12 protein-coding genes and 1 pseudogene are annotated in these 13,192 nt (G+C 67.7%); 6 read left to right on the top strand and 7 right to left on the bottom strand.

The features are described 5' to 3' along the window. The gene (locus WKR98_RS10165; RefSeq protein ID WP_341432808.1) at nt 1–966 is read right to left on the bottom strand and encodes a Bug family tripartite tricarboxylate transporter substrate binding protein; all 966 of its coding nucleotides are present in this window, start codon (nt 964–966) and stop codon (nt 1–3) included. 115 nt (nt 967–1,081) lie between these two features. Between WKR98_RS10165 and WKR98_RS10160 the strand changes: the two genes are divergently transcribed. Continuing rightward, nucleotides 1,082–2,038, top strand: a complete 957-nt coding sequence (locus WKR98_RS10160) for a LysR family transcriptional regulator (protein ID WP_341432807.1) — start codon at nt 1,082–1,084, stop codon at nt 2,036–2,038. Nucleotides 2,039–2,155: 117 nt separating this feature from the next. Continuing rightward, nucleotides 2,156–3,091 carry a LysR substrate-binding domain-containing protein gene (locus WKR98_RS10155; RefSeq protein ID WP_341432806.1) on the top strand — a complete coding sequence of 312 codons (936 nt, stop codon included), beginning with the start codon at nt 2,156–2,158 and terminating at the stop codon, nt 3,089–3,091. 4 nt (nt 3,092–3,095) lie between these two features. Here the strand turns inward: WKR98_RS10155 and WKR98_RS10150 are convergent, their stop codons facing one another. Next, nucleotides 3,096–4,403 carry a 3-deoxy-D-manno-octulosonic acid transferase gene (locus WKR98_RS10150; protein ID WP_370283019.1) on the bottom strand — a complete coding sequence of 436 codons (1,308 nt, stop codon included), beginning with the start codon at nt 4,401–4,403 and terminating at the stop codon, nt 3,096–3,098. A gap of 11 nt (nt 4,404–4,414) precedes the next feature. Next, complete coding sequence (waaC, locus tag WKR98_RS10145) at nt 4,415–5,350, bottom strand: lipopolysaccharide heptosyltransferase I (protein ID WP_124692226.1); 936 nt, start codon at nt 5,348–5,350, stop codon at nt 4,415–4,417. A gap of 232 nt (nt 5,351–5,582) precedes the next feature. Here waaC and WKR98_RS10140 point away from each other — a divergent pair, with 232 nt between their 5' ends. The 4 genes and pseudogenes from WKR98_RS10140 to WKR98_RS10125 all read left to right on the top strand — a co-directional run bounded on the left by WKR98_RS10140 (nt 5,583) and on the right by WKR98_RS10125 (nt 9,215). After that, nucleotides 5,583–6,266 (top strand): GntR family transcriptional regulator, encoded by a 684-nt coding sequence (locus tag WKR98_RS10140; RefSeq protein ID WP_124687987.1) that lies wholly within the window; start codon nt 5,583–5,585, stop codon nt 6,264–6,266. A gap of 130 nt (nt 6,267–6,396) precedes the next feature. Further along, nucleotides 6,397–7,299 (top strand): TauD/TfdA dioxygenase family protein, encoded by a 903-nt coding sequence (locus WKR98_RS10135; RefSeq protein WP_341432805.1) that lies wholly within the window; start codon nt 6,397–6,399, stop codon nt 7,297–7,299. A gap of 38 nt (nt 7,300–7,337) precedes the next feature. Next, nucleotides 7,338–8,324: a Bug family tripartite tricarboxylate transporter substrate binding protein gene (locus WKR98_RS10130; RefSeq protein WP_341432804.1), complete on the top strand. Its 987-nt coding sequence runs from the start codon at nt 7,338–7,340 to the stop codon at nt 8,322–8,324. Nucleotides 8,325–8,355: 31 nt separating this feature from the next. Next, a pseudogene (locus tag WKR98_RS10125) lies at nt 8,356–9,215 on the top strand (fumarylacetoacetate hydrolase family protein). A 50-nt stretch (nt 9,216–9,265) separates the two neighbouring features. Here WKR98_RS10125 and WKR98_RS10120 read toward each other — a convergent pair. The 4 genes from WKR98_RS10120 to WKR98_RS10105 are packed head-to-tail and all read right to left on the bottom strand — an operon-like array spanning nt 9,266 to nt 13,007. After that, entirely contained in the window at nt 9,266–9,652 is a 387-nt protein-coding gene (locus WKR98_RS10120) for a HepT-like ribonuclease domain-containing protein (RefSeq protein ID WP_124687983.1), read from the bottom strand. Further along, nucleotides 9,649–9,939: a nucleotidyltransferase family protein gene (locus tag WKR98_RS10115; RefSeq protein WP_087840889.1), complete on the bottom strand. Its 291-nt coding sequence runs from the start codon at nt 9,937–9,939 to the stop codon at nt 9,649–9,651. Before WKR98_RS10115 ends, WKR98_RS10120 begins: the two co-directional genes overlap by 4 nt. 53 nt (nt 9,940–9,992) lie before the next feature. After that, a complete protein-coding gene (gene pgi / locus WKR98_RS10110; RefSeq protein WP_341432803.1) occupies nt 9,993–11,588 on the bottom strand; it encodes a glucose-6-phosphate isomerase in 1,596 nt (531 codons plus the stop codon). A 12-nt stretch (nt 11,589–11,600) separates the two neighbouring features. Further along, nucleotides 11,601–13,007, bottom strand: coding sequence for a phosphomannomutase/phosphoglucomutase (locus WKR98_RS10105; RefSeq protein WP_341432802.1), 1,407 nt, complete (start codon nt 13,005–13,007; stop codon nt 11,601–11,603). Nucleotides 13,008–13,192: the final 185 nt, after the last annotated feature.

Here is a 13,192-nt window from a genome sequence, read left to right as displayed (position 1 = left end):
TCAATAGGCGGTGATGCCGGCCTGTTTCACGATCGGTCCCAGGCGTTGCAAGTCCTGGCGCAGCGCGCGCCCGAGTTCGGCGGCCGGCAACGCGACGCTCTCGAACCCCATGCCGTTCATTCTTTCCCGCATGGCGGCCGATCGCAGGCTCTTGTTGATCTCGGCATTGAGCTGATCGACGATGGCCGCATCCGTGCCGGCCGGCGCGAAGATGCCGTGCCAGCCGGCGGCCACCTCCATGCCGTCGACGCCGGCTTCCTTGAACGTCGGCACGTCCGGGAAAATAGGCAGCCGGTTGGGGCCGATCACGGCCAGCGCGCGCAGCTTGCCGGCCTGGATGTGGGACATCGCGGTACCGGAGTCGAACATGAAATCGATCTGGCCCGCCAGCAGGTCGTTCAAGGCCGGCGCGATGCCCTTGTAGGGAACGTGGGTCGCGCGGGTGCCGGTCCGTATGGCCAGCAGTTCCGCCGCGACCTGAGGCAGCGACCCATTGCCGGACGACCCGTAATTCAGTTCCCCGGGCCGCGCCTTCATGGCTGCAACCAGTTCCTTGAGCGTGGCCGCCTTGGCGCCGGGCGCGACCACCAGCACCATGTTGAGCCCGGCCGTCATCGCCACCGGAACGAAGTCCTTCTCGGGATTGAAGGGAACGCGCTCCAGGACGAACGGATTGAGGGTGAACGTGCTGGAACTCAGCATCAGCAGCGTATGGCCGTCGGGTGCCGAGGTCTTCACATGCTGGGCGGCGATGTTGCCGTTGGCGCCGGGCCGGTTCTCGACCACGACCGGCTGTCCGAGCGTCTTGCCCAGATCCGCGGCGATGGCCCGGGCAATGGCATCCACCGATCCGCCGGCCGCCGTCGTGACCACGATGCTCAGCGGTCGGTTGGGAAAGGCCGAGGGCTGGGCGGCCAGGGAAAAGGACATACAGAGCAAGAACAAGCCGAACAGTCGGGCGGGCATGGCGACTCCTGGTTCAGCGGCCGGTGCCGCGGGGCGTAGGGGGAAAGCCAGTGTAGGTTGCCGCCCCGCCTGGTTTTGCCTACATTTACTTAACTTTCAGTTAAGGCGAACTTCCATGCCCCGCGTCCTGACCAGCCGCCACCTGCGCGTATTCGCGGCGGTCATGAAAAGCCGCAGCCTGTCCGAGGCCGCCCTCAAACTCGGAGTGTCCGAGCCCGCGGTCAGCAAGATCCTCCGGCTCCTGGAACGCGAGACGGGCGTGGCCTTGTTCGACCGCTCCGGCGGGCGCCTGCGGCCCACGGCCGCCGCCAGGCAATGGCTGCCCCATGCCAACCGCGCGGCCCAGCAACTGGATTTCGCCCTGGACATGGCCTATGAACTCGAGCGCGGAAAACAGCGCCGGGTGACCATCGCCGCGCACGCCCCGCCGCTGATCGCGATCGTGCCCCAGGCCATCAGCAGGCTGCGGCGCGAGATGCCCGACGTGGAGGTGGACCTGCGGGTCGAGACGCCGCACGACACGCTGGAACTGGTCGCCCACCAGGAAATCGACGTGGGCGTTACCAACCAGCCGCTGCCGCAGTCGGCCAGCAACCTCGAACTATGCGAGCGGCGGACGATATCCGAGGATCTCCTGGTGGCGGCGCTGCCGCCCGGCCACCGGCTGGCCGGCCGGGCGCTCGTCCGGCCCGACGATCTCCAGGGAGAAACGCTGATCGCCCTGCCCGACGACTCGCCCACCACGATCCTGGTCGAGGCCACGCTCAACGAATCCGGCGTGCGCGTGCGCGCACCGGTGCTGGCCAGGAACTCGCTGGCGGCGTGCGCCCTGGTGCGCGAACAGGTCGGCATCGCCCTGATCAACCCCCTGCTGCTCGCGGGTGGCATCTTCTCGGACATCGTGCTGCGCCCCTTCCGGCCCCGCATCGTGCTCTGGACCGAGGTGTACTACTCGGCGCTGCGCCCCCTCTCGCCCGAGGCCGCAGCGCTCGTGCGCCACGTGGAAGCCGTGGCGGCCGACATCAAGGGGCAGGCTTCGTTCGGGGCTCCCGGGCGGCGGCAACGCCGGTAGCCGCGCCAACTTTTCCTTAACTTCCGGTTAGGCCGAGCCTGAGCGGCACGCGCGGGCCGGTTGAGTAAAATCGCCCGGCTCGAACAACCGGCAACAGACCTTTCCCCTGGAGGCGGCATGACGCAGATCGACTGGTATCTCCAGATCAACTTGAAGGCACGCCACCTCCGACTCATCACCGCGCTGCACGACCACGGCAATCTCAAGCAGGTGGCCGAAAGCTCGCACGTCACCGTGCCCGCGGTCTCCAAGGCCCTGGCCGAACTGGAAAAGGGCCTGGGCCTGGAACTGTTCACCCGCACCGCCCAGGGCCTGCGTCCCACGGCCTACGGCGAATGCCTGGTGCGCCATGCCCGCACCCTGCTGACCGAACTGCACCAGGCACGCGACGAACTGAACTCGCTCAGCTCGGGCGCGGTGGGCAAGATCCACATCGGCGCCTTCCCCGCCGCCACCTCCATGCTGCTTCCTCAGGCCATCGCCATCCTCAAGCAGCGCTCGCCCCACACCAACGTGCTGGTCACCGAAGGCACCGCCCAGACCCTGCTGCCCGAACTCTGGCAGGGCCGCGTCGACCTCGTGGTCGGCCGGCTGCCCTTGCGCAGCGCCGCCGACGGCTTCGAGGAAAGGGAACTGCTGGAGGACCCCGTGCAGCTCATGACGCGGCACCAGCACCCGCTGGCCCGGCGCCGGCGCCTGAAATGGTCCGACCTGCAACCCTACCCGTGGATCCTGCCGCCGGCGGGCAGCATCCTGCGCGCGCCGCTGGAACGCACGCTGGAGGAACACGGCATGACGCTGCCGAACAACTACGTCGAGACCCTGTCCACGCACCTGGCGCGCGCCTACCTGCACGTCACCGACGCGATCGCCGTCATGGCCGGGGCCGTCGCGGCCGACGCGTCGGAGCCGCTGACGGTGCTGCCGCTAAGCTTCCCGCACCTGATGCGGCCGCGCGGTGTGCTGTGGAATCGGAACCGGGGGCTGACGCCCGGGGCGGAACTGATGATCGCGTGCCTGGAAGAGGCGGCGGCGGGACTGCAAAGCCGCTAGGCGCTCACCCCAGCCAGGGCCCCACCGCCCGCATCACCCGCTGCGTCGCGCCGGTGTGCGTGGCGCTGAACCGGCCCGCGGCGGCGCGCATGCCAGCGCGGCGGTCCTCGTCGTCGATCAGTTCCTGCGCGAGCCGCCAGGCCGCCTGGGCGCTGTCCGCGCGCAACGCGGCGCCGGCCTCGATCGCATCTTCGGAAGCTTGTGCGAAATTGAAGGTATGCGGACCGACGATGACCGGCACGCCACAGGCGGCGGCTTCGATCAGGTTCTGCCCGCCCAGCGGCGCGAAGCTGCCCCCCACGATGGCCACGTCGGCGGCGGTGTAATAGAAAGGCATCTCGCCCAGGCTGTCGCCCAGCAGCACCGCGGTGTCCGGGTCGACCGAACCGAACGGCATGCCGGACATGGACGAACGGCGCCGCATGGACAGCCCCGAGGCCAGCACCATGGCGGCCACCTCGTCGAACCGCTGGGGATGCCGGGGGATCAGCACGGCCAGCGGCGCCAGCCCTCCCTGCGTGCGGGGCATGTCGCGCAGGGCCGCCAGGATGGCCTCTTCCTCGCCCTCGCGCGTGCTGGCCCAGGCGATGACGGGCCGGCCCAGGCGCTGGCGCCAGGCGGCGCCGGCCTGCATCAGGTCGTAGGGCAGTTGCAGGTCGAACTTCAGATTGCCCACCACCTGCGGATCGCGCGCGCCCACCTGGCGCAGCCGCTCGGCGTCGGCCCGGGTCTGCGCCAACACGGCATCCAGGCGGCCGTAGGTGCGGCGCGCCAGGCTGGCCACCCGCAGCGTCTTGCGCGCCGACGAAGCCGACAACCGCGCGCTGACCAGGGCGATCGGCACCGCGTAGCGCCGCGCGCCGGCTACCAGGTTGGGCCAGACCTCGGTCTCGACCAGCAGACCGCAGCGCGGCGCGAAATACCGGTAGAAGCGGTGCACGGCCCCCGGCATGTCATAGGGCAGCCAGACCTGCCGCAACCGGCCCTGCACGATGTCCTGCTCGAACAGGCGCGCCCCCTCGGTGCGGCCGGTGGCCGTCATGTGGGTCAGCAGCACCGGCAGGCCACGGTCCAGCAGCGCCCGGACCAGCGGCTGCGCCGCGCGCGTCTCGCCCAGGCTGACCGCATGCACCCAGACCGGCGCGGCGCGGAAACCGCCGCGCGCCGGCGCATGCCGGCCGCTGCCATAGAAACCGAAACGCTGGGCCGGATGGACGCCGTACACCGGCTCGCGCCGCGCCCGGCGCCAGATGCGCCACAGCAGGAAAGGCGTGGCCAGCCGCCACAACGACGAATACACGGCCTGCAGCACCGCGCCCCGCATCAACGCGCCACTCCCGGCACGGCCGGCAGCGCCTGCCCGATGGCCGCCAGCACCTGTTCGCACGAAGGCGGCGTCCCCCGCCCGCCCAGGCTGGCCGTATAGGCCGAGCCGGTCACCGGCGCCAGCGCCGGATCGTAGTCGGCGTAGATGCCAATGGTGGGCCGCCCCAGCGCGCCGGCCAGGTGCGTCAGCCCGCTGTCCAGCCCCACCACCACCGATGCGCCCGCCAGTACGCCGGCCACCTCGGCCAGCCCCATGCGCGGCAGCGCCCGGGCACCGGGAATACCGGCGATCAGGCGCTGCGCCCGGGCCGCCTCGTCTTCGGTACCGGCAAACACCAGCGGCGCCTGCCCCGCCACCGCCAGCCGCTCCAGCACCGTACGCCACGACGTCTCGGCCCACAGCTTGGTCGGCCGGCTGGCCGACGGCATGATCGCGGCGTAGCGCGCGGGCAGGCCCGTGGGCGGCTCGGCGCGGATACCGAAATCCGGCGGCCCAGCCAGCTCGTATCCCAGCGCAAAGGCGGCCAGTTCCCGCATGCGCACCACCGCCGACTGCTCGAACACCACCCGGTAGCGATACTGATAGAAAAAAGACGCGAAGGGATCGCGCGCCGAGCGCAGGTCGCAACCATGCAGCGGCCCGTTCGCCATGCGCGCCACCATCGCCGATTTCCAGAGCCCCTGCATGTCGATCACGGCGTCATACCGATGCTCGAGCAGCCGCTTGCGAAAGGCCGCCCGCTCGGCCCTTACCGACGCCGACCACCAGGCCTTGCGCCAACGGCGCAGCGCCACGGGAATGACGGCGTTCAGCCGCGGATGCAGCGCGGGGATGGCGGCGAATGCCTCTTCGGCCACCCAGTCGATCTGCGCGTCCGGCATGTGGCGGACGATATCGGAGACGGCGGGCAGCGCATGGACGATGTCGCCCATGGACGAGGTCTTGACGAGGAGAATACGGGGCACGGACGGAAGCCGGCGAGAAACCGGCTGCGTGGAAAGGGCGGATTTTAACCGGAGGGAAGGACCGGCACTCAATTGCCGGGGTCGACTCGAATAGGAACCACAGCTTCGGCCGGCCACGCCGGTGCCGATTTATTGGACAATACCCAGGCAGACTGCCCGCACAGTCTGCCCACCTTCTTCTCCAACAAGCAACCGCTTCATGGCTCTCGACTCCCTGCTGCTACGGTCTCCCCCCAATCTCACGAGCCTGCCTGAACAGGTCGCCGAAGCCATCGCCGAAGCGATCATGAAGAACGAGATCGCGCCCGGCGCCAGCCTGCGCGAAATCCCGCTCGCGGGTTATTTCGGGGTCAGCCGCAGCAGCGTGCGCGAAGCGTTCCGCATCCTTGAACGCGACGGCGTGGTGTCCATCCAGCCCCGCCACGGCGCCAAGGTCACCGCGCTCAGCCACGATGAAATGGTCGAGATCTACCAGATCCGTGCCGCGCTGCTGGGCGTCGCGTGCGATCTTTTCGCCCGGTCCCGCACCGAGGCCCACCTGCGCCGCCTGGACGATACGCTGGCCCGCATGTCCACGCTCGAAGGCGCCGACGAACAGGCGCGCGCGCTGGAGCACGCCGCGCTGTCCGCCAGCATGGCCCGGCTGATCTGCGAACACTGCGGCAACAGGAAACTGGCCAGCATGCTGAACCAAATGTCGCTGCAGATCGCCCGCTACACCAATCTCGGCCTGTCCTCCGCCACTCGCCGCGAACAGTCGCTGGACAACTGGCGCGGGTTGCTCGAAGCGCTGCGCAGGCAAGACCATGCCGGCGCCAATCTTTGCGGCCAGAAACTGGTCCAGGACAACCTGGCCTATGCGTTGAACGTGCTCGCCACCTGACGGCGCTGTACGCCGGACTCGCTGTCGACAAGACACCATAACGAATCAGAATGTATTTTTATCAGTAAAAACCCCTGAATTGACATCACGGTCATCTATTGTCGACAATTAAACAAAACGAGGAGACATGATGGATCAGACGACTCTTGCAGACAGCTATCGCACCGCCAGCGGCCTTACCGTCCGCAAGCTCACCGAGCACATCGGCGCCCAGATCGAGGGCGTCGATCTTTCCCGGCCGATCCCCGCCGACGCCGTCGCGGACATCCGCGACGCCTGGGAGCAGCACGGCGTGGTGATCTTCCGGGACCAGGACCTGCCCCCCGTCGCTCACCGCGACTTCAGCGCGCACTTCGGTCCGCTGATCGGCCACGTGGTCAATCGCTTCAACATGGCCGATTGCCCGGAAGTCACCATTCTTTCCAACATCACCAACGAGAAAGGGGAGAAGATCGGCGCCGACCGCGCGGGCATGCTCTGGCATTCCGACATGTCGTTCCTGCCCCGTCCAAGCATGGGCTCGCTGCTGTACGGGGTGGAATGCCCGCCGCAAGGCGCGGATACGGAGTTCGCCAGCATGTTCGCCGCCCACGACGCCCTTCCCGCCGAAGAGCGGCAGCGGCTGGCCGGGCTGCGCGGCGTCCACGACTACCCCTGGCACTACCGCACCTATCTGTCCCACCGCACGCCGCTCACGCCGGCCGAAGAAGCCAAGACGCCGCCCGTCGCGCATCCGCTGGTACGCACCCATCCCTCCACGGGCCGGCAGGCGCTGTACGTCGGCGAAGGCCTGACCCGCAGCATCGAAGGCATGGACGACGATGCCGGCCGGCGCCTGGTCGTGGAGCTGAGCGACTTCGCCACCCAACCCGCCTTCGTGTATCGCCACAAATGGCAGCCGGGCGATCTCGTCTTCTGGGACAACCGGTCGACCATGCATCGGGCCACCGACTTCGACAATACCTATCGCCGGCTGATGCGGCGTACGACGATCCAGGGCGATGCGCCGTTCTACCGCCCTGCCGGGCACTGACGCGGACCCGCGCCGGAACCACCAAGGAAACCGCCATCATGAAACGCCGAACTCTGCTCGGGCTGACGGCTGCCGCGGCCATCGCCCCCGCCATGCAAGCCGCGCACGCCAAGGAAGACAACTGGCCCAACCGGCCGGTACGCATGATCGTCCCCTTCCCCGCCGGCGGCGCGACCGACATCATCGCCCGCATCCTGGCCGACCGGCTGTCCGCGTCACTGGGCCAGAGCTTCATCGTCGACAACCGGGCCGGCGCTTCGGGCATCATCGGCCAGGAAGCCGCGGCCCGGGCGCCCGCGGACGGCTATACCCTGCTTCTGACGGGCAACGGCCCGCATGCGGTCAACATCAGTCTGTTCGAACGCATGCCCTACGATCCGCTGAAGGATTTCGCGCAGATCTCGCTCACGTCCATCCTGCCGCTGGTGTTGAACGTACATCCCTCGGTTCCCGCCAGAAACCTGGCGGAGTTCATACGATGGGTAAAGGCCAACCCGGGCAAGCTGAACTACGCGTCGCCCGGCGTGGGCTCCCCGCCCAACCTGACGATGGAACTGCTCAAGAGCCAGCAGGGCCTGGACATCGTGCATGTCCCGTACAAGGGCAGCAGCCTGGCCTTGGCCGACCTGATCAGCGGACAGGTTTCCGTGATGTTCGACAATGCGCTCGCCTCCTACCAGCACATCAAGAGCGGCAAGATCCGTGCGCTTGCGGTCGGCGCCGACCAGCGGCTGTCGTCGCTTCCCGACGTCCCCACCTTCGTCGAATCGGGCATGGCCGGCTTCGAGGCCTACACCTGGACCGCCCTGGTAGGTCCCGCGGGCCTGCCGCGAGCCATCATCGATCGCCTCGCCCGCGAAACCGCTCTTGCCCTGGCGGATACCGCCGTCAAGGAAAAGCTGAACGCGCAAGGCGCCATCGCCGCCAGTTCCACGCCACAGGAACTGGAAGACAAGACGCGCCAGGAAATCCGCAAATGGGCAGGTGTCATCGAACAGGCCCATATCCCGCGCGTCTCGCTTTGACGGCACCGGCACAACCCATCATCCATCACCCATGAAACTTCTACGCCATGGCCCCAAGGGCCACAAAAACCCGGCCTCGTGGATGCGCGCGGCGCGATGCGCGACCTGTCCTCGCACCTGGACGACATCACCCACGCCACCCTGTCCCCCGCCGAGCTCGACCGCCTGCGTGCGCTGGACACCGAGCATCTGCCCATCGTTCCGACCGGAACGCGACTGGGCGCGCCCTACCTCGGCACGGGGAAATTCATCTGCGTCGGGCTGAACTACAGCGATCACGCGGCCGAGTCCAACCAGCCCGTTCCCCAGGAACCAGTGCTGTTCGCCAAATGGAATAGCTGCATCCAGGGTCCCGACGACCCCATCGTCATGCCACGCGACTCCACCAAGACCGATTGGGAAATCGAATTGGGCATCGTCATCGGCACGCGCGCCCGCTACGTCGAACCCGCGGACGCCCGCCGGCATATCGCAGGCTTCTGCGTCATCAACGACGTCTCGGAACGCGAATACCAACTCGAACGCTGCGGCCAGTGGGACAAGGGCAAAGGCTGCGACACCTTCGGCCCGATCGGCCCGTGGCTGGTAACGGCCGACGAAGTCCCGGACCCGCAGGACTTGCGCCTATGGCTGGACGTGAACGGCAAACGCCGCCAGGACGGCAGCACGCGCAACATGGTCTTCGGCGTGGATTTCCTGGTCAGCTACATCAGCCGCTTCACCACGCTCGAACCCGGCGACCTGATCGCCACGGGCACGCCGCCCGGCGTCGGGCTGGGACAGAAGCCCCCGGTCTACCTCAAGGCGGGCGACGTCGTCACGCTGGGCATTCCCGGCCTGGGCGAACAGCGACAGGTCGTCCACGCCTGGGATCCCGCGCTGCTGGATTGAGGGGAAGGAGGGGTTTTAACTGGCAAGAAGGACGCGATCCACCTGGGCGGTCATGACCCCATCCCTTCAATGTCCGGGCCAGTGATACTGGCCAAGGCCTCCCGAACTTGAACGAATAACCCAGGAAGACTGCGCTGGATCGTCTTCCAGACGATCTCAAAATCGACCTTGAAATAGCCGTGGGCAAGAGCGTTGCGCATCTGGTAGGCGAACGACAAAGGCAGTTCCGGATGCGCCGCTGCAAATTCGGGATAGCGCTTCTCGATGTTGTTACTGGCCTCGCCGATGATCTCGAAATTGCGAATCACCGCATCCTGCACGAGTTGGTCGCGCAGGAACGTGCCCTCGTCCATGCCGCCGGTGTAGTAGTTGATGCGTTCGATGGCTTCTACGATATGCGTGAGATAGTCGACCAAGCGTTGCTGGTCAAGAGTCATACCGGGCGAGCCTCCGCGAGCACCTTGGCCCGGAAACGATCTGGCAGCGCGTTGGGAGTGAGAACATCCACTGGCACCCCCAACAGCTTGCCCAACTCGTGTCGGATCGCACCGATGTCAAATAGGGTCGTCTCCGGCGTCGGATCGATGAGGATGTCCAGGTCGCTGCTATCCGTATCCTTACCGCGCAGTACGGAGCCGAATACACGAGCATTGCGGGCGCGATGAGACTCGACCACACGCCGTATCGCGACGCGGTTCAAGGCCAGGGCTTCGGAGGGTTTCATACGCTCTCCCGCAACACAATGGTTTCACGATAGCCGAAAAGCGCGCGCCTTGCCTACATCCCGCCGTTGCCCCACTGCGCCACCCAATACGCGGTCGACGCATCGTGTCCGTCCGCTGCTCCCTTGCCGGCCAATTCCCGGGCGATGCCCGTGGCCAGGACCTTGCCGTATTCGACGCCCCACTGATCGTAGGGGTTGATGCCCCACACCAGCCCCTGCACGAACACCTTGTGTTCGTACAGCGCCAGCAACGCCCCCAGCGCATGCGCGCTCAGGCGCGGCAACACGATCAGCGTGGATGGCCGGCCGCCGGGATGCATCTTGTGCCGCGCCAGCCAGGCCGCGCGCGCCGGGTCGCTTTCCTTCGCCGCCAGCTCCGCCTCGAGCACGGGCGCGGACTTGCCGCGCAGCAGCGCCTCGCGCTGGGCCAGGCAATTGGCCACCAGCAGCCGGTGGTGTTCCGGGTAGGGGTGGTCCGCCTCGCGGCAGATGATGAAATCCACCGGAGCGCCTTCCGGCCCCTGGTGCAGCCACTGGAAGAACGTGTGCTGGCCGTCGGTGCCCGGCATGCCCCAGACCACGGGCCCGGTCGGCACCGTGACCGGCCGGCCCCCGAGGTCGACCGACTTGCCCAGCGACTCCATCTCCAATTGCTGCAGATAGGGCACGAGATGGACCAGCCGCGCGTCGTAGGGCGCGATGTTCAGCGAGGCATAGCCGAACGCGTTGCGATTGGCCAGCCCCGCCAGGGCCAGCTGCACCGGCGCATTCGCGGCCAGCGGCGCGGTCGAGAAATGGACGTCCATCGCGGCCGCCCCCTGCAGCAGCCCGTCCAGCGCCTCGGCGCCCAAGGCCAGCGCGATCGGCAAGCCGATGGCCGACCAGACCGAATAACGGCCCCCGGCCCAGTCCCAGAACGTGAAGATGCGCTCGGGCGCCACGCCCATGTCCCGCGCCGCGTCGGGATTGGCCGTCACGGCCACCACCTGCGACCATGGGTCGGCGATGCCTGCCTCGCGCAGCCAGCGCAGCGCGCAATCGGCGTTGTGCAGGGTTTCGGTCGTGCCGAACGACTTGGACGACACCACCACCAGCGTGCGCCTGGGGTCCAGCCCGATCAGGCCCGCCTCGATGGCATGCCCATCGATGTTGGAGACGAAGCGCATCTGCCTGCGCGTACCCGCATAGCCCAGCGCGGCCACCACCAGCTTGGGGCCCCAGTCGCTGCCGCCTATGCCGATATGCACCACGCTGTCATAGCGCCCTTCCGCATCCACATGGCGCACGAAGGCCCGCACACGGTCGCGCTCGGCCAGCACCCGGCCCGCCACCCGCCCGGGCGGCTCTTCCGCGCGCAGGGCGGTATGCCAGGCGGCGCGGTTTTCCGTGCAATTGGCGATGCCGCCTTCCAGCAGGCGCGCCCGCGAGGCCTCGAAATCACGGGCGGCCAGCAGCGATGCGCCCGCGGCCGACAGTTCGTCGGACTGCGCCTGGGTACTCAGGTCCACCGACAGACCGGCCGCCTCCACCACCCGCAGCGTGCCCGCCCGGCGATCCGCCCGATGGGCGGCCTCGACGAAGGCGCGCCATTCGGCCGTCTCGGCCAACGGCGCAACGGACGCCAGATAGGCGGGAACCCCTTCCTGCATGCCCTCTCCTCCTTAGAACGGCAGCTTGGCGTCGGGAGCGACGCGCAGCAACTGCGTACGGAAATCCTGCTGGATGCGCGCCAGCGCGGCATCGTCGTCCGCCTCGAAACGCAGCACCACCACCGGCGTCGTGTTCGAGGCGCGGGCCAGCCCGAAGCCGTCCGCGTATTCCACCCGCACGCCATCAATCGTGATCACCTCGCGCGCACCGGTGAACTGCCCTTGCTCCTGCAGGCGCTTGACCACCTCGAACTGCTCGCCCTCGGCGGTCTCCATCTTCAGTTCGGGCGTGGACTTGGCCTGCGGCAGGGCTTCCAGCACCGCCGAAGGGTTGTCCGAGCGCGACACGATCTCCAGCAGCCGCGCGCCGGTATACAGGCCATCGTCGAAACCGTACCAGCGTTCCTTGAAGAAGATATGCCCGCTCATCTCGCCCGCCAGCGGCGCGCCGGTCTCCTTCAGCTTGGCCTTGACCAGCGAATGCCCGGTCTTCCACATCAGCGGCTTGCCGCCCGCGGCCTTCACTTCCTGGGCCACGTAGCGGCTGCACTTGACGTCATAGATGATCTCGGCGCCCGGATTGCGCGACAGCACGTCGCGCGCGAACAGGATCAGCTGCCGATCGGGCCAGATGATCTGCCCCGACTTCGTCACCACGCCCAGGCGGTCGCCGTCGCCGTCGAAGGCCAGGCCGATCTCGCAATCGGTCTCGGCCAGGCAGCGGACCAGGTCTTCCAGATTGTGCGGATCGGCGGGATCCGGATGGTGGTTGGGGAAGGTCCCGTCCACGTCGCAATACAGCTCCACCACCTCGCAGCCCAGCGCCTTGAACAACTGCACCGCCACCGGGCCGGCCACGCCGTTGCCCGCATCCACCGCGATCTTCATCTTGCGGGCCAGCTTCACGTCGCCCACGATGCGCTGCAGGTACTCCGGCACGGCATCCCATTCCTTGCGGGAACCGGTCGTGGCCGCATCCCCGCCGGCATTCTTCACCATGGGCTCGCGCAGCGCGGTAATGGCATCGCCGTACAGCGTCGTGCCCGCCATCATCATCTTGAACCCGTTGTACTGCGGCGGATTGTGGCTGCCGGTAATCGCCACGCCCGACCCCGTGCCGCTGACGTTGGCCGCGTAATAGACCAGCGGCGTCGGCACCATGCCCACGTCCAGCACGTCGATGCCGCCCGCCATCAGGCCGGCCTGCAGCGCCTGCGCCAGATCCGGCCCGCTCAGCCGGCCGTCGCGGCCGACCACCACCTGCCGCACGCCGGCCCGGTGCGCTTCCAGCGCCAGCGCCGCGCCCAGGCGGCGGGCGAATTCCGGGCTGAGCGGCGACGGGACCACGCCACGGATGTCATAGGCCTTGAAGGCGGAAGCGGCGATGTCGGCGGGTGAAGATGAGACGTTGGTCCCCACGGGATGCTCCTGATTCAGATTCGTTTGATGGGCCGTAGTGGTGCGATGCGCCCGCCAGCCATGGGCGAACCGAGCAATCAGCACTCACTTACTTATTTTGATGTCCATGCACCGCCCTTCCAGGCGATATAGTCCGGTGCATATCCCGGAAAGTTCACTGGGACTATAGATGAAGTTGAGGCACG

This window comes from Pigmentiphaga sp. YJ18, from assembly GCF_038066655.1.
GTDB lineage: Bacteria > Pseudomonadota > Gammaproteobacteria > Burkholderiales > Burkholderiaceae_B > Pigmentiphaga.
This window is presented reverse-complemented; position numbering and strand designations above follow the sequence as displayed.

Coding starts and splice junctions, on each gene's coding strand:
- WKR98_RS10165 (WP_341432808.1), bottom strand. CDS start 966: ATGCCCGCCCGACTGTTCGGCTTGTTCTTGCTCTGTATGTCCTTTTCC.
- WKR98_RS10160 (WP_341432807.1), top strand. CDS start 1,082: ATGCCCCGCGTCCTGACCAGCCGCCACCTGCGCGTATTCGCGGCGGTC.
- WKR98_RS10155 (WP_341432806.1), top strand. CDS start 2,156: ATGACGCAGATCGACTGGTATCTCCAGATCAACTTGAAGGCACGCCAC.
- waaC (WP_124692226.1), bottom strand. CDS start 5,350: ATGGGCGACATCGTCCATGCGCTGCCCGCCGTCTCCGATATCGTCCGC.
- WKR98_RS10140 (WP_124687987.1), top strand. CDS start 5,583: ATGGCTCTCGACTCCCTGCTGCTACGGTCTCCCCCCAATCTCACGAGC.
- WKR98_RS10135 (WP_341432805.1), top strand. CDS start 6,397: ATGGATCAGACGACTCTTGCAGACAGCTATCGCACCGCCAGCGGCCTT.
- WKR98_RS10130 (WP_341432804.1), top strand. CDS start 7,338: ATGAAACGCCGAACTCTGCTCGGGCTGACGGCTGCCGCGGCCATCGCC.
- WKR98_RS10120 (WP_124687983.1), bottom strand. CDS start 9,652: ATGACTCTTGACCAGCAACGCTTGGTCGACTATCTCACGCATATCGTA.
- WKR98_RS10115 (WP_087840889.1), bottom strand. CDS start 9,939: ATGAAACCCTCCGAAGCCCTGGCCTTGAACCGCGTCGCGATACGGCGT.
- pgi (WP_341432803.1), bottom strand. CDS start 11,588: ATGCAGGAAGGGGTTCCCGCCTATCTGGCGTCCGTTGCGCCGTTGGCC.